At 67.8% G+C, this 25114-nt stretch carries 28 protein-coding genes and 2 pseudogenes; 15 read left to right on the top strand and 15 right to left on the bottom strand.

Translation table 11 applies throughout. The annotated features are described in order from the left end of the window. The first annotated feature begins 21 nt into the window (after window positions 1–21). The 3 genes from ACKY0W_RS17525 to ACKY0W_RS17515 are packed head-to-tail and all read left to right on the top strand — an operon-like array spanning window position 22 to window position 1772. Window positions 22–612, top strand: a complete 591-nt coding sequence (locus tag ACKY0W_RS17525; protein ID WP_409437834.1) for a DUF4389 domain-containing protein — start codon at window positions 22–24, stop codon at window positions 610–612. Continuing rightward, window positions 599–1285 carry a class I SAM-dependent methyltransferase gene (locus tag ACKY0W_RS17520; RefSeq protein WP_409435112.1) on the top strand — a complete coding sequence of 229 codons (687 nt, stop codon included), beginning with the start codon at window positions 599–601 and terminating at the stop codon, window positions 1283–1285. The genes ACKY0W_RS17525 and ACKY0W_RS17520 overlap by 14 nt, the downstream gene beginning before the upstream one ends. Further along, window positions 1278–1772 carry a hypothetical protein gene (locus tag ACKY0W_RS17515; protein ID WP_409435111.1) on the top strand — a complete coding sequence of 165 codons (495 nt, stop codon included), beginning with the start codon at window positions 1278–1280 and terminating at the stop codon, window positions 1770–1772. Before ACKY0W_RS17520 ends, ACKY0W_RS17515 begins: the two co-directional genes overlap by 8 nt. A 9-nt stretch (window positions 1773–1781) precedes the next feature. Here the strand turns inward: ACKY0W_RS17515 and ACKY0W_RS17510 are convergent, their stop codons facing one another. The 3 genes and pseudogenes from ACKY0W_RS17510 to ACKY0W_RS17500 all read right to left on the bottom strand — a co-directional run bounded on the left by ACKY0W_RS17510 (window position 1782) and on the right by ACKY0W_RS17500 (window position 5839). Next, on the bottom strand, window positions 1782–4280 hold the full coding sequence (locus ACKY0W_RS17510) for an FtsX-like permease family protein (RefSeq protein ID WP_409435110.1): 2499 nt from the start codon (window positions 4278–4280) through the stop codon (window positions 1782–1784). A 125-nt stretch (window positions 4281–4405) separates the two neighbouring features. Beyond that, window positions 4406–5080, bottom strand: a pseudogene (locus tag ACKY0W_RS17505) (ABC transporter ATP-binding protein); the annotation flags it as partial. 150 nt (window positions 5081–5230) lie between these two features. Further along, complete coding sequence (locus ACKY0W_RS17500; RefSeq protein WP_409435109.1) at window positions 5231–5839, bottom strand: TetR family transcriptional regulator; 609 nt, start codon at window positions 5837–5839, stop codon at window positions 5231–5233. A 155-nt stretch (window positions 5840–5994) separates the two neighbouring features. Here ACKY0W_RS17500 and ACKY0W_RS17495 point away from each other — a divergent pair. Further along, a pseudogene (locus ACKY0W_RS17495) lies at window positions 5995–6186 on the top strand (sigma factor-like helix-turn-helix DNA-binding protein); the annotation flags it as partial. Between the two features lie 16 nt (window positions 6187–6202). On the opposite strand, the gene ACKY0W_RS17490 reads toward ACKY0W_RS17495, so the two are convergent. Together ACKY0W_RS17490 and ACKY0W_RS17485 are read right to left on the bottom strand one after the other, a co-directional pair. Continuing rightward, on the bottom strand, window positions 6203–6703 hold the full coding sequence (locus ACKY0W_RS17490) for an isoprenylcysteine carboxyl methyltransferase family protein (RefSeq protein WP_409435108.1): 501 nt from the start codon (window positions 6701–6703) through the stop codon (window positions 6203–6205). 3 nt (window positions 6704–6706) lie between these two features. Next, window positions 6707–7759, bottom strand: a complete 1053-nt coding sequence (locus tag ACKY0W_RS17485; RefSeq protein WP_409435107.1) for a type III polyketide synthase — start codon at window positions 7757–7759, stop codon at window positions 6707–6709. 161 nt (window positions 7760–7920) lie between these two features. On the opposite strand from ACKY0W_RS17485, the gene ACKY0W_RS17480 reads away from it, so the two are divergent. Then, a complete protein-coding gene (locus ACKY0W_RS17480; RefSeq protein ID WP_409435106.1) occupies window positions 7921–8439 on the top strand; it encodes a MarR family winged helix-turn-helix transcriptional regulator in 519 nt (172 codons plus the stop codon). Window positions 8440–8443: 4 nt separating this feature from the next. Here ACKY0W_RS17480 and ACKY0W_RS17475 read toward each other — a convergent pair whose 3' ends face one another. Next, window positions 8444–9694 (bottom strand): GAF domain-containing protein, encoded by a 1251-nt coding sequence (locus tag ACKY0W_RS17475; RefSeq protein ID WP_406781806.1) that lies wholly within the window; start codon window positions 9692–9694, stop codon window positions 8444–8446. After that, window positions 9691–10341 (bottom strand): response regulator, encoded by a 651-nt coding sequence (locus ACKY0W_RS17470; protein ID WP_409435105.1) that lies wholly within the window; start codon window positions 10339–10341, stop codon window positions 9691–9693. The genes ACKY0W_RS17475 and ACKY0W_RS17470 overlap by 4 nt, the downstream gene beginning before the upstream one ends. Window positions 10342–10459: 118 nt before the next feature. Between ACKY0W_RS17470 and ACKY0W_RS17465 the strand changes: the two genes are divergently transcribed. After that, window positions 10460–10993 carry an HAD family hydrolase gene (locus tag ACKY0W_RS17465; protein WP_409435104.1) on the top strand — a complete coding sequence of 178 codons (534 nt, stop codon included), beginning with the start codon at window positions 10460–10462 and terminating at the stop codon, window positions 10991–10993. 72 nt (window positions 10994–11065) lie between these two features. Further along, window positions 11066–11722, top strand: coding sequence for a L,D-transpeptidase (locus ACKY0W_RS17460; RefSeq protein ID WP_409435103.1), 657 nt, complete (start codon window positions 11066–11068; stop codon window positions 11720–11722). Between the two features lie 21 nt (window positions 11723–11743). On the opposite strand, the gene mmsB is transcribed toward ACKY0W_RS17460, so the two are convergent. The 8 genes from mmsB to ACKY0W_RS17420 form a co-directional block, all read right to left on the bottom strand. Next, window positions 11744–12619: a 3-hydroxyisobutyrate dehydrogenase gene (gene mmsB / locus ACKY0W_RS17455; protein ID WP_409435102.1), complete on the bottom strand. Its 876-nt coding sequence runs from the start codon at window positions 12617–12619 to the stop codon at window positions 11744–11746. Between the two features lie 40 nt (window positions 12620–12659). Beyond that, window positions 12660–13823 (bottom strand): isobutyryl-CoA dehydrogenase, encoded by a 1164-nt coding sequence (locus ACKY0W_RS17450; protein WP_409435101.1) that lies wholly within the window; start codon window positions 13821–13823, stop codon window positions 12660–12662. A gap of 9 nt (window positions 13824–13832) precedes the next feature. Further along, window positions 13833–15353, bottom strand: coding sequence for a CoA-acylating methylmalonate-semialdehyde dehydrogenase (locus ACKY0W_RS17445; protein WP_409435100.1), 1521 nt, complete (start codon window positions 15351–15353; stop codon window positions 13833–13835). Between the two features lie 120 nt (window positions 15354–15473). Beyond that, a complete protein-coding gene (rfbC, locus tag ACKY0W_RS17440; protein WP_409435099.1) occupies window positions 15474–16046 on the bottom strand; it encodes a dTDP-4-dehydrorhamnose 3,5-epimerase in 573 nt (190 codons plus the stop codon). A gap of 1 nt (window position 16047) precedes the next feature. Beyond that, entirely contained in the window at window positions 16048–17055 is a 1008-nt protein-coding gene (rfbB, locus tag ACKY0W_RS17435) for a dTDP-glucose 4,6-dehydratase (protein WP_409435098.1), read from the bottom strand. A 98-nt stretch (window positions 17056–17153) separates the two neighbouring features. Continuing rightward, the gene (locus tag ACKY0W_RS17430; protein ID WP_409435097.1) at window positions 17154–18011 is read right to left on the bottom strand and encodes an LLM class F420-dependent oxidoreductase; all 858 of its coding nucleotides are present in this window, start codon (window positions 18009–18011) and stop codon (window positions 17154–17156) included. 23 nt (window positions 18012–18034) lie between these two features. After that, window positions 18035–19525, bottom strand: a complete 1491-nt coding sequence (locus ACKY0W_RS17425; protein WP_409435096.1) for a flotillin family protein — start codon at window positions 19523–19525, stop codon at window positions 18035–18037. Window positions 19526–19547: 22 nt separating this feature from the next. After that, entirely contained in the window at window positions 19548–20042 is a 495-nt protein-coding gene (locus ACKY0W_RS17420) for a hypothetical protein (protein ID WP_409435095.1), read from the bottom strand. A gap of 517 nt (window positions 20043–20559) precedes the next feature. Between ACKY0W_RS17420 and infA the strand changes: the two genes are divergently transcribed. The 8 genes from infA (at window position 20560) to truA (ending at window position 25101) form a co-directional block, all read left to right on the top strand. Then, window positions 20560–20781 (top strand): translation initiation factor IF-1, encoded by a 222-nt coding sequence (infA, locus tag ACKY0W_RS17415; protein ID WP_003418601.1) that lies wholly within the window; start codon window positions 20560–20562, stop codon window positions 20779–20781. Between the two features lie 53 nt (window positions 20782–20834). Continuing rightward, window positions 20835–20948: a 50S ribosomal protein L36 gene (gene rpmJ / locus ACKY0W_RS17410; RefSeq protein ID WP_003879483.1), complete on the top strand. Its 114-nt coding sequence runs from the start codon at window positions 20835–20837 to the stop codon at window positions 20946–20948. A gap of 171 nt (window positions 20949–21119) precedes the next feature. Next, complete coding sequence (gene rpsM / locus ACKY0W_RS17405; protein ID WP_024443769.1) at window positions 21120–21494, top strand: 30S ribosomal protein S13; 375 nt, start codon at window positions 21120–21122, stop codon at window positions 21492–21494. Between the two features lie 5 nt (window positions 21495–21499). Further along, window positions 21500–21910 (top strand): 30S ribosomal protein S11, encoded by a 411-nt coding sequence (rpsK, locus tag ACKY0W_RS17400; protein WP_046189661.1) that lies wholly within the window; start codon window positions 21500–21502, stop codon window positions 21908–21910. A gap of 15 nt (window positions 21911–21925) precedes the next feature. Beyond that, entirely contained in the window at window positions 21926–22531 is a 606-nt protein-coding gene (rpsD, locus tag ACKY0W_RS17395; RefSeq protein ID WP_406757718.1) for a 30S ribosomal protein S4, read from the top strand. 73 nt (window positions 22532–22604) lie between these two features. Continuing rightward, on the top strand, window positions 22605–23648 hold the full coding sequence (locus tag ACKY0W_RS17390) for a DNA-directed RNA polymerase subunit alpha (protein WP_019738182.1): 1044 nt from the start codon (window positions 22605–22607) through the stop codon (window positions 23646–23648). 75 nt (window positions 23649–23723) lie between these two features. Further along, window positions 23724–24254, top strand: coding sequence for a 50S ribosomal protein L17 (gene rplQ, locus ACKY0W_RS17385; protein WP_409435094.1), 531 nt, complete (start codon window positions 23724–23726; stop codon window positions 24252–24254). Next, complete coding sequence (gene truA, locus ACKY0W_RS17380) at window positions 24214–25101, top strand: tRNA pseudouridine(38-40) synthase TruA (protein ID WP_409437833.1); 888 nt, start codon at window positions 24214–24216, stop codon at window positions 25099–25101. The genes rplQ and truA overlap by 41 nt, the downstream gene beginning before the upstream one ends. Window positions 25102–25114 lie beyond the last annotated feature (13 nt).

Here is a 25114-nt window from a genome sequence, read left to right as displayed (position 1 = left end):
GCACCGGCCGATCCGGTCCGGGTGCGCGGTGAATTCGACAGTCCGTCGCGCTGGCTCTGGCTGATCAAATGGTGCGTGCTGGCCACCCCGCACTACCCGATCTTGATCGCCCTGTATCTGGCCTACGTGCCGATGACCCTCGTTGCCGGAGTGGCGATTGCCATCACCGGTCGATACCCGCGGCCGATCTTCGACTTCAATGTGGGCGTGCTGCGCTGGTCATGGCGCGTCATGAATTACCGGTTCCCGATGAACAGCACCGACAGATTCCCGCCGTTCACGCTGGCGTCTCGGCCCGACTATCCGGCCGATCTGCAGGTCGACTATCCCGAACGGCTCGACCGCCGGGCGGTGCTGATCAAATGGTGGCTGTTGGGGTTGCCCCAGATCCTGATGTGTTGGGCGCTGGAGCCTGCGCTGCAGTTGCTGTGCGTGATCACGGCGGTGACGCTGTTGATCACCGGGACGATCCCGGCCGGCATGTCGGACCTGCTGTTGGGCATCGTTCGGTGGCGCTACCGGGTGGCTGTCTATGTCTCTTTGATGAGTGACGTGTATCCGCCTTTCCGGCTGGATCAGGGCGAGCTGTGGGGGACCGATGGCGCGCCGTAATCCGCTGTTCCCGTACGTGTATCGACTCGGGATGCCGTTCTTCGACCGGCTGTTCTATCGCCGGTACCGACGGACGGCCATGAGCTACGCGATGGGCCGGTTGCTGATGATCGGCCTCGGTCCCGGAGCGGACCTGATGTTTCTGCCGGCGGCGGTCACGTCGGTCGCGGCCGTCGAGCCGGAGCCCGCGATGCGTCGGATGGCCGCCGCGATCGCCCGCCGTCACGGCATCACGGTGGATATCGTCGATGGGGTCGGTGAGTCGATTCCCTTCCCGGATAACAGTTTCGATTCGGTACACGTTGGGCTCGTGCTGTGCTCGGTCGACGACGTCGATGCCACTCTCGGCGAGATTCGCCGGGTGCTGGCCCCGGGGGGCCGGCTGGTGGTGCTTGAGCACGTCCGCGGCGATGGCGCGATGGGTCGATTCCAGGACCTGATCGCGAAGCCGTGGGCGTGGCTGGCATCCGGCTGCCGGCCGAACCGCCGGACCATCGACGCCATTGCCGCAGCAGGATTCGACACCACCGCTCTGTCGAGCATTCGACGTACACCGGTACCGCCGCCGTGCACACCGCAGCTGCAGGGGTTCGCCACTGTGCTGCGTGGTGAACCGGGTGGCAGCAGCGTGGGTCTAGGTAATGTCGAGAGATTGGAGTCCCACCATGAGTAATACCGTTGCGAATCGGCGCCGGGCAGTGATAGCCGTCGGCGCGGCCCTGGCCGCCGGGCTGGTCCCGCTGGCGTTCACCGCCCCGGCTTACGCCGACGGGGGTTCTCGTGGAACGAGTCCGGACCCTTGGTTCATCGGTGATCCCGGCGACCTGAGCGCTGTGCTGTTCGGGTCGGCCGATGATCCGGATTTCATCAGTAACACCACCGATTTCGGGTTGTTCACCCTCACCTCGGCTGGCGACCCCTCGGACGACAACTATGTTGCGGTCGTCCTGCAAACCTCGCTGTTCACCAACATCCTGACGTCGGGAACCGACCCGGAGGACAATCTGGGGTTCGGGGCCGCGAGCATCGGGGTGGCCGGGGAGACGGTCAACACGTTCATCGTTCCGGACCATCCGGACTTGGACTTCACGTTCTCGCTGCCGTTCACGGATCCCTTCGCCGCGCTGTTCATTGACCTCATCGAACTCGGCCTCGTCTGAGCCAGAACACTATTCGGAGGCGACCGCGTCGATGATGTTGAGGCGGGCGGCTCGTCGTGCGGGCGGCACCGAGCCGAGCAGGCTGATCGCCACCGCCCCCAGGGCGTAGGCCGGTGCCACCGCGCTCGGCCGGAACGTGACGGTGAAATTCATGATCTCAGCACTGACCAGGCTGTAGAGCCACTGATCTGTCAGGCCGATCGCCAGCCCGATCAGGCCGCCGATCACCCCGATGCCCACCGCTTCGGCCAGCACCATCTGCACGGTGAAGCGGCGATTGGCGCCGATCGCTCGCAGCACTCCGATTTCGCGGCGTCGTTCGAGCACCGAGAGCGTCAACGTGGTGAACAAGGCCACCGCGGCCACGAACACCACGATCAGCCACACCGCGTTGGCGATCACCATGCTCTGATGCAGCGGCGCCTCCAGGCCCGCCAGGGCGGCGCGTCCGTCGTAGACGTAGTTCGGCTCGGGGACCACGCGGCGGATGTCGGTGAGCAACCGCGCCGGGTCGGCATCGTCGCCGGCGGTCACCTGCAGCGTGGTCACCGCCGGGCGATCGAACCAGGTGCGCAGTTGGTCGAGCCCGATCCCGACGGTCCCGATGACCGTCGAGAAGTAGGGGACCAGCGCCAGCACTGCGGCCTGCCGGGGGCCGCGGGGTGTCTGCAGGTGCAGCTCGTCGCCGACCTGCACACCCAGGGTGGTGCCCAGGTTCTGTGACAGCACCACCCCCCGGCCGTCGAGCACGTCGCGGCGCGTCTGGTCGTCGAGCGCGCGAAACAGCGGATCGGCCGATCCGGGAGAGAATCCGTCGAGCATCACCCGGGTGCCGCCGATCACCGCAAATCCGTAGGCGCCCGGGCAGACCCGGGCTACCCCTGGCAGCGCGGCCACCCGATCCTCCAGGCCCTGCGGCAGCGCGTCGGTGGGAAAGCTGTCCGGAGCGTTGGCGCTGACCCACACGTCGACTCCCGCGACGGGGGCGAAGATGGCGCGCGCCGACGCGATCATGTCGTTGTCGGTCCCGGTGATCACCACGGTGGTGACCACGGCGATCAGCACGGTCATCACGGTCGCCCACACCCGCCGCGGTGCACGCTCGATCGTTGCCGCCCCGACCGCGCCGACCGTTCCGAAGATGCGGGCGGCTGCGGCCGCGGCGGCGACCAGGGATGCGGTCAATGCGAAACCGAGGGTGATCTCGGCGCAGAACACCGCGATCATCGCCGCCAGGGAACTGGTGCCGCGGTGGCCGACGATGATCAGCAGTGACACCGCGATCACCGCGATGGCCGCGATCCCGCTCACCGTCCGCAGCCGACGGGGCACGGTGTCGGCGGCGGAAGCGCCGACGGGAGCCAATGCCTCGATCGGCGACACCTTGTAGACCTGTCGCGCGGCCATGGCCGCCGCGGTCACGCTGGACAGTACTGTCGCGGCTATCGCGACCGGCAGGGCGTAGCCGGGCAGCCAGTACTCGACCCGGGCTTCGAGTCCCTGCGTGATGGCCGGCGGTAGTCTCCGGATCGCCAAGCGTCCCAAGATGATTCCCAACATCGATCCGGCGGTGCCGCCCAGCACGCCCAGGGCTGTGGCTTCACCGATCAAGTCGGCGACGATGGTGGAGCGTCGGCCTCCGATCGCTCGCAGTGTCGAGATGGCCGGACGGCGCTGGGCGATCGCCATGGTCATCGTGGTGTAGACCAGGAACGCTCCCACCACCAACGCAACCGCCGCGCCCATCAGCGCCATGTAGTTCATCAGCCGGACGCCGTCGCCGGCGCGGGTCGCCCGCATCCGTGGCTCGGCGACGATGGCTCGCCCGTTGACGGCGGAGGCCACCGCGGTGCGAACTGCCCCCGGGTCCGTTCCTGGCTTGATGGTGATCAGAATCGAATCGAGCTGGCCGAGCCGCCCACTGATGTGCTGCGCCAGGGCAAGCGGAGCCAGCACGTAGTTGCCGCCGTTGAGGTCGGCGAGATGTTTGCCGGTCAGTACCTGGGTCACGGTGACCCAGGTCGTGCCCAGCCGGAACCCGTCGCCTCGGCTATGGCCGACGCCCGGCCCGACCTGCACGCCGCTCGGTGTCCTCGATGGCCCGGTCGGCGGATGAGCCAGGGCGTCGGCCAACGCGCCGGCCAGGGCGACGCTGCTTGCATCCGCGCCGAACAACAGCATCGTCCCGGTGGCCGTGGGGGTAGCCGTCCGGATCAGCGGTGCCGCGGTGGCGACGCCGGGAACCCGGGCCACGTCGGGCGCCAGCGAGTCGGGAAATCCGGCGTCGGTGACACCGGACACCTCGAGTGCGGCGATCCCGGCGATCCCGTCGGAGAGCCGGTTCACCGATCCGGTGATCGACCCGAAGATGCCCAGCACCGCAACCAAGTACATGGCCGACACGGCCATGACGGTGATCGAGGCGACGGTGCGCCGCCGGTGAACGGCCAGTTCGCGCAGACTGAACAGTCGAAGCCGGCTCGCAGTGGCGGCTATCGCCGACGTCATCGCCGGACCGCGGCCCGCTCGTGGCGCGGCGACCCGTTGCGCCCGGCGTCGCCGGGCTTGCGATCGCCGGAGTCGTTGGGCGGCGACCCGCTGCGCCCGGCTTCGCCGCGCTTGCGATCGCCGCGGTCGGACCCGACCCGGCCGTCCTGCAGGCCGATCACCCGGTCGGTGGCCGCCGCGGCATCGCGGTCATGGGTCACCATCACCACCAGCCGGGCTCGGCCTCCCTCGTGCGCCACTTCGGCGAGCAACCGCAAAATCGAAGCGCCCGTTGCGGAATCGAGGTTGCCGGTTGGTTCGTCGGCCAGAATCAGGGACGGATTCATCATCAGTGCCCGCGCGATCGCGACGCGCTGCAACTGACCGCCGGACAGCTCCGCCGGCCGGTGCTCGATTCGGTTGCCGAGCCCGACCCGCTCCAGCAACCCGATCGCATCGTTCTTGACCCGGTCCAGTCGGCTGCCGTCGAGCAGTTTCGGAACTGCCACGTTCTCCCACGCCGACAGGGTCGGCAGCAGATTGAAGAATTGAAAGACGAAGCCCACCCGGTGCCGGCGAAACGCGGAGGCCCGCTCGTCCCCGAGTCGGCCGATCTCGGCGCCGTCGAAGATGATCGAACCGCTGTCGGGCGAGTCCAGTGCCCCGAGTAGGTGCAGCAGTGTGCTCTTCCCGGCGCCCGACGGCCCGACGACCGACACAAACTGGCCGCCGGTGAGGTGCAGGTTGATCCGGTCGAGTGCTCGCACCCGTTGGCCGCCGATCCGGTACTCGCGCACGACGTCGCGCAGTTCGATGGTCAGCTCGCGCGCGCGCGACTGATCCGCGTGAAGACGAAGATCGGTGTGCAAGGGCGTCACTCCCTATCCGCGGGTTCTGACCCTTGACACGGTTGGCGACGCTGCGCGGTTCACGGTGGGGGACTCCGGTGCCGGGAATGCGCCGACCGACACCTAGGGAGTCGCGGCGTCGAACAGTGCGCGCAAGGTGGTGTGGATCTGGCGGACGGCATCGTCGATACCGCCCATCGGCTGCAACAGGTGGCTCAGCGTCAGCCGGACGTCGACCTCGACGATCGAATTGAGCTGCCGGTCGATCGCGTCCGTCAGGTCGTAGGACGACCGGACCGCAGCTGCCATGGCCTCGATCGCACCGGCCAGGATCGGTCTGGGCCCCACCGTCAACAGCGGTGTCAGGCCCGCTTCGGCGTCGTTCTCGTGGGTCAGCGTAGCGCTGACCAGCGGATCGTCGGCGGCGGCGCGCAGGGTGAAGGCGGCGCCGGCCGCCAGGCCTGCGGCGACGTCGTCGGGGTGCGACTGGATGGCCGTGATGACCCCGGTGATGAAACGGCTGGTTTCGCGCTGAACCAGGGCCTCGCCCAGCGCCTGCTTCGCGCCGATCTCCTTGTACAGCACCTGACGGCTGATGCCGACGGTGGCGGCGATGCGGGACATGTTCACCGCTTGCCAGCCCTGCTCGCAGATCAGCGCATGGGCCGCGTCGAGGATCCGGTTGTGCAGCATCTCCCGGACCTCGGCCTGAAAATTCGGCACGGCGGGCATGCCTCACAGGGTAGACGACAAAAACGTAGAAATGTCGCGCCAGGTACATCTATGGTGTAGCTGTATCGTTGCCGTACAAATACTGGGAAGTTGCACCGGGTCGGAGGCGGATCGGGATGGTGCCGTCGTCGGGGAGCGTGGACCAGGTCAAAGGTGCGCTGGCCCGGTTGTCGAGCCGGTATCGCGCGGTGATCTACCGGGCCTACTACCTCGGCTGGACGACTGCACAGATCGCCCGGGATCTCGGGATCGATGACGACACGGTCAAGGGCGAACTGCACGAAGCGTTGTGCGCATTGTGGGCCGGGCTGAGGTCCGTGGACGGGCGGCCGTGGCGGCCGTCCTGACGAGCGTGGTTGCGACTCAGGCGTAGCCCAGAGCCGTGTTCTCCAACCGGATCCGGACCCACAGCAGTGCGGCATTGGCCAGCGTGAAGGCGACGGCAGTGAGCCACGCCGTGTGTATCAGCGGCAATGCCAATCCCTCGAGGGAAACCGCCACATAGTTGGGATGGCGCAGCCATCGATACGGCCCCCGCTGCACCAACGGAACATCGGCCAGCACGATCACCCGGGTGTTCCAGCGTCGGCCCAACGTTCGCACGCACCACCAGCGCAACGCCTGGCTCAACGCGGCCAAAACCAGCATCGGCCAGCCCAGCCACCCGATGAACGGGCGGTGCAACAGCCACACCTCGGCCGCGCAGGCGATCAGAAAGCCGGAGTGCAGGATGACCATGGCGGGATAGTGGCCACGGCCGAACTCCTTGGCTCCCCGGCTGAAAGCCCAGTCGGCGTTCGAGGTGGACACGGCCAGCTCTGCCAGCCGTTCAAGCCCGACGGCCAGGATCAACAGGTAATACATCGGCTACCAGCCGAGCAGCACAAGCTCGGAGCAGAATCCCGGACCCATCGCGACCATCAGGCCGAACGAGCCCGGTGGCGGCGGATCGGCCATGGTGGCCCGCAGGACGTCGAGTACCGAGGCCGATGACAGATTCCCGTTCTCGCGCAACGATGTTCGGGTTCGTTCCAGCGCATCGGCAGGCAGGTCCAGGACGTTTTCGACCGCCTCGATGACCTTGGGCCCGCCGGGATGACAGACATAGGTCGACACGTCATCGGCGGACAGTCCGCAGTCGGCCAGAAAGTTGCGGACATCCTCGGCGAGATATTTCTCGACGACCGTGGCGACCTCGACGGACAGCTTGATCCGGAACCCACTGGTGCCGATATCCCAACCCATCACGTCCTGGGTGTCGGGATAGAGCCGGCTGCGGGTTGCCAGAATTCTCGGCAACCTCGGTTCCGCCGGGCGCCGGTTCGCCCCCGTTGCGATCACGGCGGCCGCACCGTCACCGAACAGGCTGGCCGCCACGAAATTGGCCATCGAACGGTCATGGCGCTGGATGGTCAGCGAACACAGTTCGACCGCGACCAACGCCGCCACGTGGTCGGGGTAGGAGCGCAGATAGTCGTACATCCGGGCCACCCCGGCAGCGCCCGCGACGCAGCCCAGGCCGAACAGGGGCACCCGTTTGACGTCGGGCCGCAGCCCGACTCTGGCCGCCAGCCTGGCCTCCAATGTCGGTACGGCGAGCCCGGTCACCGTCGTGGACACCACCACGTCGACGTCGGCCGGTTTCACCTTGGCGGCATCCAGGGCCGCCAGCAGCGCCTGCTCCCCAAGGTCCAAGGCGACCTCGATGAAGGTGTCGTTCGCTTCGGTGAAACCGCTCAGCTCGGCGTAGCGCGGCAGCGGCAACGCTAGATGGCGGGATGCAACCCCGCTGGCCTCGAAGAACCGCCGAAATTCTGGGCCGGCGAAATCGCCCAGGGCTTGGGCCGCTTCCTCTTGGCTGTATCGGTTCGGCGGGAATTCAACGGCTACCGCGGCAAGCGAAGGCGACGAGGGGCTCATGCCGGTGTCACGTTGCCGAGCGCTCAACGGTTCAATTCCGCTACCGCGCTGAACCTTCCGGCCTGTGCCCTCGCGGTCTGCGACCAGCGCGCAGGTGCGCTGAACTTGGCAATTGACGCACACCGACGTGGGCGCGCCGCGCGGTGCGGTAAGAAAAGGGCGTGGCAGCTTCCAGTTCCTCCGGCGATCTCGCCCCAGCCGACCCGATCGCGCTGGCCCGCGCCAACTGGGAGCGGGCCGGCTGGGGTGAGGTCGCGGACGGGATGGTGGCGGTGACATCGGTGATGCGCGCCCACCAGATCCTGCTGGCCCGGGTGGAAGCGACCCTGCGGCCCTACGACTTGAGCTTCTCCCGATTCGAGCTGCTGCGGCTGCTGGCGTTCAGCCGTTCCGGCGCCCTGCCGATCACCAAGGCGTCCGACCGGCTGCAGGTCCACGTCACCAGCGTCACGCACGCGATCCGGCGGTTGGAGGCGGCCGGCCTGGTCGAGCGGCTGCCGCACCCCACCGACGGCCGCACCACGCTGGTGTCCATCACCGATTTGGGCCGCACCACGGTCGCGGACGCGACGGTCAGCCTCAACCGTGAGGTGTTCGCCGATGTCGGTATGTCGGTGCAGGAATCGCGGACGCTGTCGTCGGCGATCGAGACCCTGCGGCGCAACGCCGGAGACTTCTAGGGATTCACGCTCGCGCGGCCGGGGACGGGATGGGGATGGTGGCGGTGACGGCGGTGCCCGCTCCCGGGCGTGACCGGATGTTGAGCCGGCCACCGACCAGCTCGGCGCGTTCGGACATCGACAGCACCCCGTAGCCGCCCATCTCGTCGCCGCCCACCGGGTGCTCGAAAGTGTCGAAACCCACCCCGTCGTCGATGATCTCCAACCGCGCGGTATCGGGATCGGCGGTGATCGCGAACCCCAGCCGCACCGTCGTCGCGGCCGCGTGTTTGACCACGTTCTGCAGGCCCTCCTGCGCGATCCGGTACAGCGCCAGCTCGATGTGTTCGGGCAGCCGGGTCTCGGCCAGGTCCAGCTCAATCGTGAGTTGCGGGATGGACTGGGCGAGGCTGGCCAGACCACCGGACAGGCCCAGATCGTCGAGCACCGGTGGCCGCAGCCCGCTGATCGCCACGCGGGTCTCCTGCAGGGTCAGCCCGGCGAGTTCACGAGCGGCCTCCAGCTGTGCCGACGCCTCGTGCGGATCGTTGCCGACGGCACGGGCGGCGGCATCCAACCGGTAGGACAGCGTCACCAGCCGCTGCGAGATGCCGTCGTGGATATCGCCGGCCAACCGGCGTCGCTCGATCTCCTGGGCCTCGATCACCTGCTCGACGAAGAGCTCGTGGGCACGTTCGCGCGCCACCAGCTGCCGGTGCAGCCGGGCCTGGTGCATGGCGCCGGCAATGAGCCGGCCGATCACCCGCAGCAGCTCGACGTCCCCGGGGGTGAACTCGCGGCGCGTCACGGTGTGCACGTTGAGCACACCCACCAGCCCACCCGGATCGGTCTCCATCGGCACCGACACCATCGAGGTGAAGTCACGCCCGCGCAGCGACTCGATCGGCAGGTAGCGCGGGTCGGACTCCTTGTTGTCGCTGATCACCACCGGCTCTCGGTGCCGCGCCACCCAGCCCGACACCCCCGATCCCAGCGGCAGCCGGATCTTGCCCACCTCGGTGTCGAACGGCGGGGTCGCGCCGGTCAGAGTCAGCGAGCGCTCGGTGTCGTCGAGGACGTGCACGAAGCAGACGTCGGTGCCGGTGGCTGCGGTGATCATCCGGGCGGCCGCGGCGGCCAGCGGTTCCACTCCGGGCCCGCTGGAGGCGGCCTGGATGAGCTCCCGCAGCAGCGCCAGCTCATGGTTGGCGTCGACGAAGTCCCGTACCGCATTGGGTTTGCGGGGGCGGGAGCGCGGGCCGCCGGCGGAACTCACCGGTAGATGCCTTCGCGCAGTGCGGTGGCCACCGCACCGGTCCGGTCGGAGACCCCGAGCTTGCGGTAGATCGAGCGGAGATGGGATTTGACCGTCTCGTCGCCGATCACCAGCTTGGTGGCGATCCCGCGGTTGGACAGCCCGCTGACCATGTAGGCCAGGATCTCACTTTCCCGCTGGGTGAGCCCCTGGCGGGCGCCGGGCCAGAACTCATCGCGCTGCAGGCGGGCGGCGGTGCCGGCCGCCCGTGCCGCCAGACCGGGGTCGATCACCGTCTCACCGCGGTGCGCCAACTCGATCTGGTGCACCAGATCGTCGCTGCTGATGCTCTTGAGCAGGTAACCGCTCGCACCGACGCGCAGCGCCTCGAACAGGTACTGCTCGTCGTCGTAGACCGAGAGCATCACGACCTTGCGTTCCGGGTCGCGTTCCCGCAGCGCCAGGCAGAGGTCCAGGCCGCTCTCACCGCGCATCCGCACGTCGCACAGCACGACGTCCGGGTCGGTCTCGCCGATCACGGCGATGGCCTGCTCGGCGTTGATCGCCTGCCCGACCACTTCGATCCGGTCGGCGAACGCGGTGAGCATGGCCCGCAGGCCCTCGATCACCATTTCGTGGTCGTCGACGAGGACCAGGCGCACGGGCATAGCAAGACAATAAAGCCTCCCGCAGCGGCGCCCGGAACGGTTCCGTCGGGCGATTTCCCCGCCCAGATCCCCCCAATGGGGGAGGACACCCGCGCTCGTTTCCGGCACGGTGTCTGTTATGCAGATCACAACTGAACTCGCGACATGGACCGGTCCGGGCCGCCCGTTCTGGTGGGACCAGGTGCGCCCGGATGCCGAGGTTTACCCCCTACAAGCGGTGATCTTTGATCTCGACGCGCTCGCCGACGCTGACGGTGAACCCCGGTCGGGCCTGGTGGACCTGGTGTTGAGCCTGTTCGCCACCGGTCTGTGGATCGCGGTGGTCGGTGCCGGCCCGCGTGCCTGGGTGCAGGAGCGGGTGCGGGAACTGATCGGCGACGGCATGGCCGAGACCGTGGTCAGCGCGGACGACCTGACCGGCCCCGCCGGTGACGCCGAGCTCTACCGGCTGGCGCTGTGGGAGCTGGGCATTGTGGCGGGAGAGGCGCTGGTGATCGCCGGCTACGAGTCCGGGGCCCGCACCGCGGCCGCGATCGGCCTTCCGGCGATCTACGCGGGTTCCAGTCGCTACGACGGATTGCTGGCCAACGGATGCCGGGAGTTGCAGTCGCAGCGGGTGGTCGCCCGATTCAGCTCCCGCGAAGCGGGTTGATCTCGGCGCCGGTTTACGCCGCGCCGCAGTCATTGTTTGACGCTGACGCCTCCGGTCGCTGACCATGATGGGGTGCGTCGACTGGTGGTTCTTTGGTGCGTAGCGCTGTGTGCGATGGGCGTGAGATCGGTGACTGCGCCGCTGGCCGCGGCGGTCGTCGAACCGTGGTTCGGAAATGCGGTCGGCAACGCCACCCAAGTGGTTTCGGTTGTCGGAGTGGGGCATTCGACCGCAAAGATCGATGTCTATCAACGGACACCCGCGGGATGGGAACCGGTCGCGGCCGGGATTCCGGCGCATGTCGGCTCGGCGGGCATCACGCGAGAGACCAAGGAAGGCGAGCCGTCGACCCCGATGGGCATTTTCACCCTGGATTCGGCGTTCGGCACCGCCCCGAATCCCGGTGGGGGCCTGCCGTACGTGCAAGTCGGGTCCGACCACTGGTGGGACAGCGACTCGGACAGCCCCACCTACAACACCATGCAGGTCTGCAAAAAAGCTCAGTGCCCGTTCAACACGGCGGTCAGCGAGAACCTCAACATCCCGCAGTACCGGCACGCGGTGGTCATCGGCGTCAACAAATCTCGCATACCCGGTGCCAGCTCTGCCTACTTCTTTCACACCACCGACGGCGGGCCGACGGCGGGCTGCGTGGCGATCGATGACGCCACGCTGGTGAAGATCATCGGCTGGCTACGGCCCGGCGCGGTGATGGCAATCGCGAAGTAGCCCGGCAGGCCGGCGGGGCACTCAGCCCTCGCGCAGCAGGTTGATCACCGCGCTGAAATCCTGCGCGCCGTGCTCGGCGGCGAAGTCGCGGTAGATCGCCGCGGCGTGGCTGCCGAGCGGGGCAGCCGACCCGGTGGAGGCGACCGCGTCCATGGCCAGGCCCAGGTCCTTGTTCATCAGCACAGTGGCAAAACCCGGCTCGAAATTCCGGTTCGCCGGCGACGTGGGCACCGGCCCCGGGACCGGGCAGTTGGTGTGCAGCGCCCAGCAGTTCCCGGTGGCGCCGGTCATCACGTCGAACAGCGCCTGGTCGGCCAGTCCCAGCTTTTCGGCCAGCACGAACGCCTCGGCGACCGCCACCTGCTGCACGGCCAGCACCATGTTGTTGCAGACCTTGGCGGCCTGGCCGGCGCCCGCCGCACCGCAGTGGATGATCTTGGCGGCCATCGGCTCCAGCACCGGGGTGGCGCGCGCTACTGCGGCATCCTCGCCGCCGACCATGAACGCCAGCCGCCCGGCGACCGCACCGGTCACCCCGCCGGAGACCGGCGCATCGAGCTGGGCGAACCCGTGCGAGCCGGCCAGGGCGTGCACCTCGCGGGCGTCGGCCACCGAGATGGTCGAGCTGTCGATGAACAGGGTGTCGGGGGAGGCCGCGGGCAGGATCTCGGCGTAGCAGCCCTTCACCGCGTCCCCGTGCGGAAGCATGGTCACCACCGTGTCGGCGCCGGCCACCGTCTCAGCGGCGCCGGCGTGGATGCTCACGCCGTGTTGCTCGGCGGCCGCGGTGGCCGCCGGCGCCGGGTCGAAGCCGCGCACGGTGTGCCCGGCGGCGACCAGGTTCGCCGACATCGGCCCACCCATGTGGCCCAGACCGAGAAACGCGACGATTGCCATATGTGCTCCTAAGTGGCCCAGGGGGTCCGGGTGGCGGGGGCTACTGGCCGGACCGGACGCGGGCCGCCTCGGCCCGGCCGATCACCAGCCGCATGATCTCGTTGGTGCCCTCCAGAATGCGGTGCACCCGAAGATCGCGGACGATTTTCTCCAGACCGTATTCGCGCAGATATCCATACCCGCCGTGCAGCTGCAGCGCCTTGTCGGCGACATCGAAGCATGCGTCGGTGACGTAGCGCTTGGCCATCGCGCACAGCTCCACCTTGTCGGGGGAGTTGTTGTCGAGCGCGGTCGCAGCGCGCCACAACAGCAGCCGGGAGGTCTGAAGCGCGGTGGCCATGTCGGCGAGGGTGAACCGGATCGTCGGTTCGTCCAGCAGCGCCTTGCCGAATGCCGTCCGGTCAGCCAGGTAGCTGCCGGTCTTGTCGAACGCTGCCTGGCCGCCGCCCATCGAGCAGGCAGCGATATTGATCCGGCCGCCGTTGAGGCCGTTCATCGCGATAGCGAAACCGTTGCCCTCCCCGTCGGGACCTCCGAGCATCGCCTCGGCCGGCACCCGCACCCCATCGAAGATCACCTGCGCGGTCGGCTGGGAGTTCCAGCCCATCTTCTGCTCGGCGGCACCGAAACTCAGCCCCGGCGTGTCCTTTTCGACGATGAACGTGGAAATTCCCCGGGGGCCGTCACTGCCGGTTCGGGCCATCACCACGTAGACGTCCGAGACGCCGGCGCCGGAGATGAACTGCTTGACGCCATCGAGCACGTAGTCGTCGCCCGAGCGCACCGCACGGGTGCTCAGTGCGCTGGCATCCGAGCCCGCCCCGGGCTCGGTGAGGCAGTAGCTGGCCACCACCTCCATCGACGCCAGTCGGGGCACCCAGCTCTTGCGCTGGTCTTCGGTGCCGTAGCTGTCGATCATCCAGGCGCACATGTTGTGGATCGACAGATAGGCGGCGATCACCGGGTCGGCGATCGAGAGTTGCTCGAAGATGCGCACCCCGTCCAGGCGGCGCAGCCCGGAGCCGCCGACGTCGTCGCGGCAGTAGATCGCCGCCATCCCCAGCTGGGCCGCCTCCTGCATCACGTCGACCGGAAAGTGGTGGGTGGCATCCCACTCCAGGGCATACGGGGCAAGTCGCTTGTCGGCGAACGCTGCCGCGGTGTCGACGATCACCCGTTCTTCGTCATCCAAGATCGTGTTCATAAAGCGGCCCTATTGCATTGTGGGGATGTGGAATTCAGCGCCGTCCTTGATGCCCGAAGGCCAGCGCTGCGTGACGGTCTTGACCTTCGTGTAGAAGGTGATCGACGCCGTCCCGTGCTGGTTGAGGTCGCCGAAGCCGGACCGCTTCCAGCCGCCGAAGGTGTGATAGGCAACCGGCACCGGGATCGGCACGTTCACCCCGACCATGCCGACCTGCACCCGGGAGGTGAAGTCGCGGGCGGTGTCGCCGTCGCGGGTGAAGATCGCCACCCCGTTGCCGTACTCGTGTTCGCTCGGCAGCCGCAGGGCCTCTTCGTAGTCGTGAGCCCGGACGATGCACAGCACCGGGCCGAAGATCTCCTCGGTGTAGATCGACATGTCGGTGCCGACGCGGTCGAACAACGTGGGGCCGGCGAAGAAGCCGCCGGTCAAGTCGGCGTCCCCGAAAACGGTGTCGTCGCTGGCCCGTTCGCGACCGTCGATCACCAGCTCGGCGCCGGCGGTGACGCCTTGGGCGATGTAGTCGTTGACCCGGTCCAGAGCGGCCCGGGTGACCAGCGGGCCGTAGTCGGCCTTGGGGTCCAGGCTGTGGCCGACCCGCAGGTTGTTGATTCGCTCCACGAGTCGCGACCGCAAGCGCTCGGCGGTCTGCTCGCCGACGGGCACCGCCACCGAGATCGCCATGCAGCGCTCGCCGGCACTGCCGTAGCCGGCGCCGATCAGCGCGTCGACGGCCTGGTCCAAGTCGGCGTCGGGCATCACGATCATGTGGTTCTTGGCCCCGCCGAAGCACTGGGCGCGTTTGCCGTTGGCCGTGGCCGTTGAGTAGATGTACTGCGCGATGTCGGAGCTGCCGACGAACCCGATGGCGGCGACTCCCGGGTGGTGCAGCAGGGCGTCGACGGCTTCCTTGTCGCCGTGCACCACCTGCAGCACGCCCGGCGGCAGCCCGGCCTCACCGAACAGTTCGGCGAGCCGCACCGGCACCGACGGGTCACGTTCGGATGGCTTGAGGATGAAGGCGTTTCCGCACGCCAGGGCCGGTCCGGCCTGCCACAGCGGGATCATCGCCGGGAAGTTGAATGGGGTGATCCCGGCGACCACGCCCAGCGGCTGGCGCAGCGAGAACACGTCGATGCCGGGGCCGGCACCCTCGGTGTGCTCGCCCTTGAGCAGGTGCGGGATGCCGACGCAGAACTCGATCACCTCGATTCCGCGTTGGATGTCGCCGCGGGCGTCGTCGAGGGTCTTGCCGTGTTCGCGGGAGAGCAGCTCGGCCAGCTCGTCGACATGGGTGTTGACCAGGTCGATGAAGCGCATCATCACTCGGGCCCGGCGCTGCGGGTTGTAGGCGGCCCAATCGCGCTGGGCCGCTGCCGCGGAGGTGACCGCGGCGTCGACGTCGGCGGTGTTGGCCAGCGGCAGGGTGGCTTGCACCTCGCCGGTGTTGGGGTCGAAGACGTCCGTGCTGCGCTGCGAGGTGCCGGCGTTGCGGCGGCCATCGATGAAGTGCGGAATCTGGCGGGTCATGGTCGCCAGATTACTAGGACATCCTAGTAAATGCGAGGGGGTGTGATCCTCGGGTGTGCGGATTTGCGGGGTTTGCCGCCGTTGGGCCTACCAATCCGCACAGTCGGCGGGGTGGGCGTTCTAGCTCGGCTCCCAGGCGGGCAGAAGCCCGGCGGCGCGGACCTGTGCCAGCGTCGGTGCATCCGCATCGCGGTGCGAGAGCACCAACGGGTGATCGTCGGGCCAGTCGATCCCGATCGTGGGGTCGGTGGCGCAGATAGTGTGCTCGCGCTGGGGATTGTATTCAGCGGAGCACAGGTACATGACCGTCGAATTATCTTGCAGCGCAATGAATCCATGCGCCAGTCCGGCGGCGAGATACACCGACCGGCGGTTCTGGGCGTCCAGCAGCACCGCATCCCAACGGCCGTAGGTGGGGGAGCCGACCCGGATGTCGACGACAACGTCGAAGACCGAGCCCGACACGCAGGTGACGTACTTGGCCTGCCCGGGCGGCAGCTGGGCGAAGTGCAGGCCGCGCAGCACGCCGGCACTCGATACCGAGCAGTTGGCCTGGCGCAGGTCGAAGCGGTGTCCGGCGAACGCGGTGAAGTCGTGGTCGGTGAACCATTCGAAGAATGTGCCGCGGGAATCGGCGTGCTGGGTCGGGGTGAGCTCCCACGCTCCCGGGATGGTCAGTTCGCGCGCGTCCACGTCAGCGTCCCAGTGTCGCGTAGCGGGCTTCGGCGGCCTCTTTGAGTGGGGCCCACCAGGATTCGTTGGCGCGGTACCAGTCGATGGTGTCGCGCAGGCCGGCATCGAAGTCGGTGTGCTCGGGCTTCCAGTCCAGTTCGTCACGCAACGCCGACGGGTCGATCGCGTAGCGCAGGTCGTGACCGGGCCGGTCGGAGACGTGGTCGAAGTCGTCGGGGTCGTGGTCCATCAGCCGCAGGATGGTCTGCAACACGGTGCGGTTGTCGCGCTCCCCATCGGCGCCGATCAGGTAGGTGCGGCCGATATGGCCGCCGGTCATGATCCGCCAGACGGCGCTGTTGTGGTCGTCGACGTGAATCCAGTCGCGGACGTTGGCGCCGCTGCCGTAGAGCTTGGCCCGGCGCCCGGTGAGCAGGTTGGTGATCTGGCGTGGGATGAACTTCTCCACGTGCTGGTACGGCCCGTAGTTGTTGGAGCAGTTCGAGATGGTCGCCTGCACCCCATAGGAGCGCACCCAGGAGTGCACCAGGAGATCGGCGGCGGCCTTGGTCGATGAATACGGGCTGGACGGGCGGTAGGGCGTCGTCTCGGTGAACCGGCGCGGGTCGTCGAGGGCCAAGTCCCCATAGACCTCATCAGTGGAGATGTGGTGCAGCCGTACCCCATGCGCGCGCACCGCCTCCAGCACGGCGAAGGTGCCGATCACGTTGGATCGCAGGAACGGCTCGGGGTCGGCCAGCGCGTTGTCCACGTGGGTCTCGGCGGCGAAGTGCACCACCGCGTCGGTCGCGGGATCCAGCTCGGCGACCAGCTCGGTGACCAGCGCGGCATCGGTGATGTCGCCCTGCACCAGCCGGATCCGATCAGCGACCTTGTCGAGGGACTCGCGGCTGCCGGCGTAGGTCAACGCGTCCAGCACGGTGATCGTGGTGCCGGGGCGCTGCGCGAGTGTGCTGTGCACGAAGTTGGCGCCGATGAACCCGGCGCCACCGGTGACCAGCAGATGCATGGGGCAACCCTAACGGTGGGGCGAGTGGTGTCGTGGCTGCCAGCGGGAAATCCACGACACCGCGTCCGCCCGTTGCGTGGTGAGGTTCCCGCTCGCGTTCAACCCCGCGGCGTCAACCCGAGCGGCCCCGCCAGCTCCGTCAATGTCGGCAGCAGGTTCTGCCAACCGCCCAGCACCTGGATGGTCACCTGATCCGCGCCGGCCGCCAAATGCTCTCCGAGCCGGGCGGCGATCTGGCCGGCGGTGCCGTGGGCCACCACGGCGTCGATCAACCGGTCGCTGCCCGGCGCGCGCACGTCGCGGTCGGAAAAGCCCAGCCGGCGCCAGTTGTTGACGTAGTTGGACAGTCGCAGGTAGAAGCCGACCGCCTCGCGTCCGGCCTCGCGGGCCGCGGCGGCATCCGTGGACAACACCACCTTGTGCTCGGGGGCCAGAAACACCGACGGGCCGACCAGCTCGCGTGCGCTGGCGGTGTGCTCGGGCGTGGTCAGGTAGGGGTGCGCCCCGGCGCTTCGCTGCGCCGCCAACTGCAGCACCTTGGGGCCCAGCGCTGCCAGCACCCGGCGGCTGGTCGGCACCCCGGCCTCATCGAGGGCATCCAGATAGTCGGTCAGGGCGGCATATGGGCTGCGGTACTCGGCGGTGGCCTCGGAATGGCCGACGCCGATGCCGAGCAGGAACCGATCCGGGTAGGCCGATTCGATGCGGTGGTAAGACTCCGCGACCTGCTCGGCCGGCGCGGACCAGATGTTGATGATCCCGGTGGCCACCTGCAGGGTCGATGTCGCCGCCAGCAGTGGCTCGACAAACGCCAGGTCGGCGGCTGGCGAGCCGCCCACCCAGATCGCGCCGTAGCCCAGGCGTTCGATCTCGGCGGCCTGCTCGGGGGTGGGGGATCCGAAGGTCCACACCGCGTAGCGGCCCAGGTCGGGCTTGAGTGCGAACGTGTCCGACATCGTGACTCCTGTGCTCCTGGTAGTTACTCGGCGGGCAGCGGATACGAGTTGTCGACCGGTGGGGGTTCGGCGGCCTTTGGGCGCAGCATCGCCGCCACGTCCACCCCGGAAGCCTTCAGCGTTTCCAGCACCTTGGCAATGCCCAACGGACTGATACCCAGCAGACCACCGATCGCATCATGCGCATCGCCGGCGCCGCCGACGATCGACAGTCGCTCGATGTCCGACAGCGGCGCGGCCGCAGCCTGGGTGGCCGCCACCACCGAGGCCAACACGTCGGGGAGCATCAGCATTCGAGCCGCCTCCGCGCTGTAGCTGTTGAGGGCGTTGGCGATCTCCTTCTTGCCCTCGGCTTCGGCAAGCAGCTTGGCCTTGGTGCCCTCGGCCTCGGCGACCAGACTCGCCTTGGCGCCGTCGGCCTCGGCCTGGCGTTCCACCCGCAGCGCGTCGGCGGCTGCTTTGCGTGCGTCGGCTTGGGCTTCACCGGCTTGTCGGGCCGCTTCCGCCTGGGCCTGCGCCGCCAGGATCGCGGCCTGGCGCTGCCCCTCGGCGCGGGCCACATCGGCCTGGCGCTGCGCCTCGGCGGGGGCGATCACATCGGCCTGCAGAGCGGCCTGGGCCTGTTCGGCGCGACGCTGCTCCACCTCAATGCGGGCCTGCACCCGGGCGGCCTCGGCCTGCTCGACGGCGATCCCGACGTCCTTCTCGGCGCGGGCGTGCGCCAGCGGGCCGGCCTGGTCGGCTTGGGCGTTCTCGGCCTCGGTCTGGGCACGCAGCCGGGCCAGCTCGACGTCGCGCTTCTGATTGGCGGTGGCGATCGCCGTGTCGGCTTCGGCCTGGGCGACCGCCCCCGCCTGGCGGGCCTTGGCCGACTGGATCTGGGCGTCCCGCTCGGCCTCGGCGGTGCCGACCGTGGCGTCCCGTTTCACCTCGGCGATGCGGCGCTGACCCAGCGATTCGAGATAGCCGTTGCGGTCGGAGATGCCGGCGATCTTGAGCACGTCGACTTCCATGCCGATGCGGGACAGGTCGGTGCCGGCTTCCTCGACCACGCTGCGGGCCAGCGTGTCGCGGTTGGAGTTGAGGTCCTCGACGGTCATCGTCGCGGTGATGCCACGCAGGCTCCCGGCGAGGATGTCGTTGATCTGGCGTTGCAGATCGTCGAGGTCCGAGGTCAGGAAGCGCTGTACCGCGGTCTGCACGGCATCGTCGGCCGAGCCGATCCGGACCAGGCCGACGGCTTCCACGTTCACCGGCACCCCGTTGTTGGACAGCGCGTTCTGCAGGTTGATGCTGACGTTGAACGGCTCCAGCGACATGATGTCGACCCGTTCGATGCCCGGCATCCGGAACCTGGCCCCGCCGCGCACCACCTTCGGCTGACCGCGCCCGGTGAACACCGCGACCTCGTTCGGCGGGACCTTGATGTAGTTCTGGACGTAGATCATCGGCAACACGACCAGCAACAGCAATGCGGCGACGGTGCTGATGACCACGATCAAGACAAGCGACACGATTTCTGCCTCTCCACCTGAGTTACTGAGCGGGTACTGCGACGACGTGCAGGTAATCGGCGTCGACATCGGCGATGTAGACGCGGGTGGCTTTGGCGAGAGTCTGCGGCTCGGGGCTGATCGCCCGGGACCGGACCCGGTTGCCGTCCGGGTCGACGAAGGCGATCTCACCCCACCCGCCGGGCGGCACGTCGATCGTCACCGTGCCCAACAGGCCGATGTAGGCCGACCGTCCGTGCTGGGAGTTGGATTCCTGTCGCCGCAGGTAGGGCAGTACCACGCCGTGCAGGATGAAGGCCAGCGTGACTCCAGTGCCGAGTCCCAGCGCACCCGCGGGCAGGGCGCTGAACCCGGCCCACGTCCCCACCAGTCCGCCGGCACCCGTTCCGACCAGGGCGGCGGACATTCCGGTCAGGCTCAGGAACGGCATCCCGTCGTGCCCGATATCGGTCAGTAGCAAGGCGGTGAGCAGGGCGATCGCGCCGACGGCGAATGCCGCCAGGTACACAGCCGTCACCACGCCTCCTGCAGATCGAGCGCCGCCACATCACCGCTTGTCAGGTCATCCTCGCATGTCGCGGGCGTGTGTGACGGTGGCGCTTTTGTGAGGCTTGACGGAGGAGGGGCGAAGCTGGGGCCGCCGCATAAACCCGGCGCTTTTGTGAGGCTTGACGGAGGAGGGGCGAAGCTGGGGCCGCCGCATAAACCCGGCGGTTTAGCGAGGCTCGACGGAGGAGAGGCGAAGCTGGGGCCGCCGCATAAACCCGGCGGTTTAGCGAGGCTCGACGGAGGAGAGGCGAAGCTGGGGCCGCCGCATAAACCGAGCGCTTTTGGCGTGGGAGGCGGATGCGGGTATCGTAGGTCGACGGTGCGGCGTCCGCGTCGACTCTTGCGTGTCCAGTCTGAGATTCTTGGGGTTCTACCTGGAATTTCCTGTCACCGGCCCACGTTTTGAAGTCGTAGTCGATGCTGCGCCGTGGCGGGCGCATGCACACGCGACAAGTAAGTCAGACACGGAGGATCGCCGGAGAGTAATGGCCAAAAAAGACGGTGCAATCGAGGTCGAGGGTCGAGTGGTCGAGCCCCTGCCCAATGCGATGTTTCGCATTGAGCTGGAGAACGGTCACAAGGTGCTCGCCCACATCAGCGGCAAGATGCGGCAGCACTACATCCGTATCCTGCCGGAAGACCGGGTGGTCGTGGAGTTGTCTCCCTATGACCTGTCCCGGGGACGCATCGTCTACCGGTACAAGTAGCTCCCGACCCCCGAAGTACGTCAACCAGCGATTAGAACAGGACCACAGCAGCCGTGAAGGTGAACCCCAGCGTCAAGCCGATCTGCGACAAGTGCAGGGTGATCCGTCGGCACGGCCGGGTCATGGTGATCTGCTCGGACCCGCGCCACAAGCAGCGCCAGGGCTAGCAGTCGCCGGCCCGGCCTAGCCGGGCACCAGCCACAACTGAATGCAGACCTCCCAGTACCAGTGAGCGGATAGGCCGCTCACACACGCCCGGATCGGAGGCCGGGCCCCGGAGCTTTTGGCCGGGAACGGGCTGGGACCATAACCTCCGCTACGAAAGAGGAATGCCACACATGGCTCGACTTGTGGGCGTCGACCTGCCGCGCGATAAGCGCATGGAGATCGCGCTGACCTACATTTACGGCATCGGCCGTACTCGCTCCAACGAAATCCTGGCTGCGACCGGTATCGACAAGGACCAGCGCAGCAAGGACCTGACCGACGACCAGCTCACCCAGTTGCGTGACTACATCGAGCGCAACCTGAAGGTTGAGGGCGATCTGCGCCGCGAGGTGCAGGCAGACATCCGTCGCAAGATTGAGATCGGCTGCTACCAGGGTCTGCGGCACCGTCGCGGTCTGCCGGTGCGCGGCCAGCGGACCAAGACCAACGCGCGCACCCGTAAGGGCCCGAAGCGCACCATCGCCGGTAAGAAGAAGGCCAGGTAATCGTCATGCCACCGAAGAAAGCGACCGGCCCGAAGAAGGGTCAGAAGACCCGCCGGCGGGAAAAGAAGAACATCCCGCATGGTGCCGCTCACATCAAGAGCACCTTCAACAACACGATCGTGACGATCACCGACCCGCAGGGCAACGTGATCGCGTGGGCGTCGTCGGGCCACGTGGGCTTCAAGGGCTCGCGTAAGTCCACCCCGTTCGCCGCGCAGCTGGCCGCGGAGAACGCTGCCCGCAAGGCGCAGGAGCACGGCGTGAAGAAGGTCGACGTGTTCGTGAAGGGTCCGGGTTCGGGCCGCGAGACCGCGATCCGCTCGCTGCAGGCCGCCGGCCTCGAGGTCGGCGCGATTTCCGATGTCACCCCGCAGCCGCACAACGGCTGCCGTCCGCCCAAGCGGCGTCGGGTCTAGGAGGACTGAAACAACATGGCTCGTTACACCGGACCCGCCACCCGCAAGTCCCGTCGTCTGGGCGTCGACCTCATCGGCGGCGACCAGGCATTCGAGAAGCGGCCCTACCCGCCCGGCCAGCACGGCCGCGCCCGGGTCAAGGAAAGCGAATACCGACTGCAGCTGCAGGAGAAGCAGAAGGCTCGCTTCACCTACGGCGTGATGGAGAAGCAGTTCCGTCGCTACTACGAGGAAGCCGTCCGTCGCGGCGGTAAGACCGGCGAGGAACTGCTGCGCATCCTGGAGAGCCGGCTGGACAACGTGGTTTACCGCGCTGGCCTGGCCCGCACTCGTCGGATGGCCCGTCAGCTGGTCAGCCACGGCCACTTCACCGTCAACGGTGTGAAGGTCGATGTGCCCAGCTACCAGGTGTCGCAGTACGACATCATCGACGTCAAGGACAAGTCGATCAACACGGTGCCGTTCCAGATCTCCCGTGAGGTCGCGGGCGACCGCCCGATCCCGGGTTGGCTGCAGGTGGTCGGGGAGCGTCAGCGCATCCTGGTCCACCAGTTGCCCGAGCGCGCGCAGATCGTCGTCCCGCTCACCGAGCAGCTGATCGTCGAGTTCTACTCGAAGTAAGACAACTCGGGGTCCGACCCCGAGTCCCCCAAACGGCATCAAATAGCGGGTGCCAGAAGGAGAAAAGAACACCATGCTGATCTCACAGCGTCCGACCCTGTCCGAAGAGGTCGTGGCCGACAACCGGTCGCAGTTCGTCATCGAACCGCTGGAGCCGGGATTCGGTTACACCCTGGGCAACTCGCTTCGTCGCACCCTGCTGTCGTCGATCCCCGGCGCGGCGGTCACCAGCATCCGCATCGACGGTGTGCTGCACGAGTTCACCACGGTCCCGGGCGTCAAGGAGGATGTCACCGACATCATCCTGAACCTCAAGGGCCTGGTGGTCTCGTCCGAGGAGGACGAGCCGGTCACCATGTACCTGCGCAAGCAGGGCCCCGGTGCGGTCACCGCCGGTGACATCGTCCCGCCGGCCGGCGTGACGGTGCACAACCCCGACATGCACATCGCCACCCTGAACGACAAGGGCAAGCTCGAGGTGGAGCTGATCGTCGAGCGTGGCCGCGGTTACGTTCCGGCCGTGCAGAACAAGGTGTCGGGCGCCGAGATCGGCCGCATCCCGGTGGACTCGATCTACTCGCCGGTGCTCAAGGTGACCTACAAGGTCGAGGCCACCCGTGTCGAGCAGCGCACCGACTTCGACAAGCTGGTGCTGGACGTGGAGACCAAGAATTCCATCAGCCCCCGGGACGCGCTGGCCTCGGCCGGTAAGACCCTGGTTGAACTGTTCGGTCTGGCACGCGAGCTCAACGTGGAGGCCGAGGGCATCGAGATCGGGCCGTCGCCGGCCGAAGCGGACCACATCGCGTCGTTCGCCCTGCCGATCGACGACTTGGACCTGACCGTGCGGTCCTACAACTGCCTCAAGCGCGAGGGAGTGCACACGGTCGGGGAGTTGGTCGCTCGCACCGAGTCCGACCTGCTCGACATCCGTAACTTCGGTCAGAAGTCCATCGACGAGGTCAAGGTCAAGCTGCACCAGCTCGGCCTGTCGCTCAAGGACAGCCCGGCCAGCTTCGACCCGTCGCAGGTAGCGGGTTACGACGTTGCCACCGGCACCTGGTCGGCCGACGCCGGATATGACGAGCAGGACTACGCCGAAACCGAGCAGCTGTAACGCCCAACCTCTCGAAAAGAGAGCCGTCCCGGCCCTACCTGATACGGGGGCCGGCCCCATTTAGGAGAAGTCGCAATGCCCAAGCCCACCAAGGGCCCCCGCCTCGGCGGATCGTCCTCGCACCAGAAGGCGCTGCTGGCCAACCTGGCCACGTCGCTGTTCACTCACGGCCGGATCAAGACGACCGAGCCGAAGGCGCGGGCACTGCGGCCGTACGCCGAGAAGCTGATCACGCACGCCAAGAAGGGCACGCTGCACAACCGGCGTGAGGTGCTCAAGAAGATCCGTGACAAGGACGTGGTGCACTCGCTGTTCGCCGAGATCGCCCCGCACTTCGCGGACCGCAACGGTGGCTACACCCGCATCATCAAGGTCGAGCCGCGTCAGGGTGACAACGCCCCGATGGCCGTGATCGAGCTGGTTCGGGAGAAGACCGTGACGTCGGAGGCCGACCGCGCTCGCCGCGCCGCGGCCAAGGCGGAGAAGGCTGCCAAGGCCGAGAAGCCCGTCAAGGTCGAGGCCGAGGAGAAGGTCGAAGAGCCGGCCGCCGAGGAGACCGAGGCCGCTGAAGCCACCGAGGCTGTTGAGGGTACCGACGAGTCCTGACGGCGTGGCCGAAGCCGTCCGGCTTCGGCTCGACATCGCCTACGACGGCACGGAATTCGCCGGCTGGGCGGTTCAGGCGGGACAGCGCACGGTCGCCGGAGTCCTCGACGAGGCTCTGACGACCGTGTTCCGCACCCCGGTGCGGTTGTTCGCGGCGGGACGCACCGATACCGGCGTGCACGCCACCGGACAGGTGGCTCACATCGATGTTCCGGATTCGGCGCTCCAACATGCCTATTCGCGGACTCGGCGTGACGGTGAGCCGGAATTCTTAGCACTGACACGGCGATTGGCGCGTTTCCTGCCGATCGACGTGCGAGTGTTGCGGGTGCAGCGCACTGTTGCCGAATTCGACGCCCGGTTCTCGGCCCTGCGACGCCATTACGCCTACCGGTTGTCGATCGCGCCCTACGGTGTGGTGCCTTCCGAGGCCCGCTACATCACCGCGTGGTCTCGCCCGCTGGACGTCGACGCGATGACCGAGGCCTCCCGACACCTGGTGGGGCTGCATGACTTCGCGGCTTTCTGCCGGCATCGCGAGGGTGCCACCACCATTCGCGACCTGCAGCGCCTGGACTGGGTCCGTGACGGTGATCTGGTCACCGCCCACGTCAGTGCCGACGCGTTCTGCTGGTCGATGGTGCGCTCGCTGGTCGGCGCGGTACTGGCGGTCGGTGAGCACCGGCGCGATGCCGCGTGGTGCGCCGATCTGCTGAACGCGCAGCGCCGATCCAGTGATTTCACCGCCGCGCCCGCACGTGGGCTGACGCTGGTCGGCGTCGATTACCCGCCGGACGACCAGCTGGGGGCGCGCACCCTCATCACCCGGGATCTACGCACGCGCTAGGCGTCCCCGGGTG

Source organism: Mycobacterium sp. SMC-14 (assembly GCF_046250075.1).
Classification (GTDB): domain Bacteria; phylum Actinomycetota; class Actinomycetes; order Mycobacteriales; family Mycobacteriaceae; genus Mycobacterium.
The sequence above is the reverse complement of the archived record's forward strand: the minus strand, read 5'-3'. Positions and strand labels throughout refer to the sequence as shown.

Coding starts and splice junctions, on each gene's coding strand:
- ACKY0W_RS17520 (WP_409435112.1), top strand. CDS start 599: ATGGCGCGCCGTAATCCGCTGTTCCCGTACGTGTATCGACTCGGGATG.
- ACKY0W_RS17515 (WP_409435111.1), top strand. CDS start 1,278: ATGAGTAATACCGTTGCGAATCGGCGCCGGGCAGTGATAGCCGTCGGC.
- ACKY0W_RS17510 (WP_409435110.1), bottom strand. CDS start 4,280: ATGACGTCGGCGATAGCCGCCACTGCGAGCCGGCTTCGACTGTTCAGT.
- ACKY0W_RS17500 (WP_409435109.1), bottom strand. CDS start 5,839: ATGCCCGCCGTGCCGAATTTTCAGGCCGAGGTCCGGGAGATGCTGCAC.
- ACKY0W_RS17490 (WP_409435108.1), bottom strand. CDS start 6,703: ATGTATTACCTGTTGATCCTGGCCGTCGGGCTTGAACGGCTGGCAGAG.
- ACKY0W_RS17485 (WP_409435107.1), bottom strand. CDS start 7,759: ATGAGCCCCTCGTCGCCTTCGCTTGCCGCGGTAGCCGTTGAATTCCCG.
- ACKY0W_RS17470 (WP_409435105.1), bottom strand. CDS start 10,341: ATGCCCGTGCGCCTGGTCCTCGTCGACGACCACGAAATGGTGATCGAG.
- ACKY0W_RS17465 (WP_409435104.1), top strand. CDS start 10,460: ATGCAGATCACAACTGAACTCGCGACATGGACCGGTCCGGGCCGCCCG.
- mmsB (WP_409435102.1), bottom strand. CDS start 12,619: ATGGCAATCGTCGCGTTTCTCGGTCTGGGCCACATGGGTGGGCCGATG.
- ACKY0W_RS17450 (WP_409435101.1), bottom strand. CDS start 13,823: ATGAACACGATCTTGGATGACGAAGAACGGGTGATCGTCGACACCGCG.
- ACKY0W_RS17445 (WP_409435100.1), bottom strand. CDS start 15,353: ATGACCCGCCAGATTCCGCACTTCATCGATGGCCGCCGCAACGCCGGC.
- rfbB (WP_409435098.1), bottom strand. CDS start 17,055: ATGCATCTGCTGGTCACCGGTGGCGCCGGGTTCATCGGCGCCAACTTC.
- ACKY0W_RS17430 (WP_409435097.1), bottom strand. CDS start 18,011: ATGTCGGACACGTTCGCACTCAAGCCCGACCTGGGCCGCTACGCGGTG.
- infA (WP_003418601.1), top strand. CDS start 20,560: ATGGCCAAAAAAGACGGTGCAATCGAGGTCGAGGGTCGAGTGGTCGAG.
- rpsM (WP_024443769.1), top strand. CDS start 21,120: ATGGCTCGACTTGTGGGCGTCGACCTGCCGCGCGATAAGCGCATGGAG.
- rpsK (WP_046189661.1), top strand. CDS start 21,500: ATGCCACCGAAGAAAGCGACCGGCCCGAAGAAGGGTCAGAAGACCCGC.
- rpsD (WP_406757718.1), top strand. CDS start 21,926: ATGGCTCGTTACACCGGACCCGCCACCCGCAAGTCCCGTCGTCTGGGC.
- ACKY0W_RS17390 (WP_019738182.1), top strand. CDS start 22,605: ATGCTGATCTCACAGCGTCCGACCCTGTCCGAAGAGGTCGTGGCCGAC.
- rplQ (WP_409435094.1), top strand. CDS start 23,724: ATGCCCAAGCCCACCAAGGGCCCCCGCCTCGGCGGATCGTCCTCGCAC.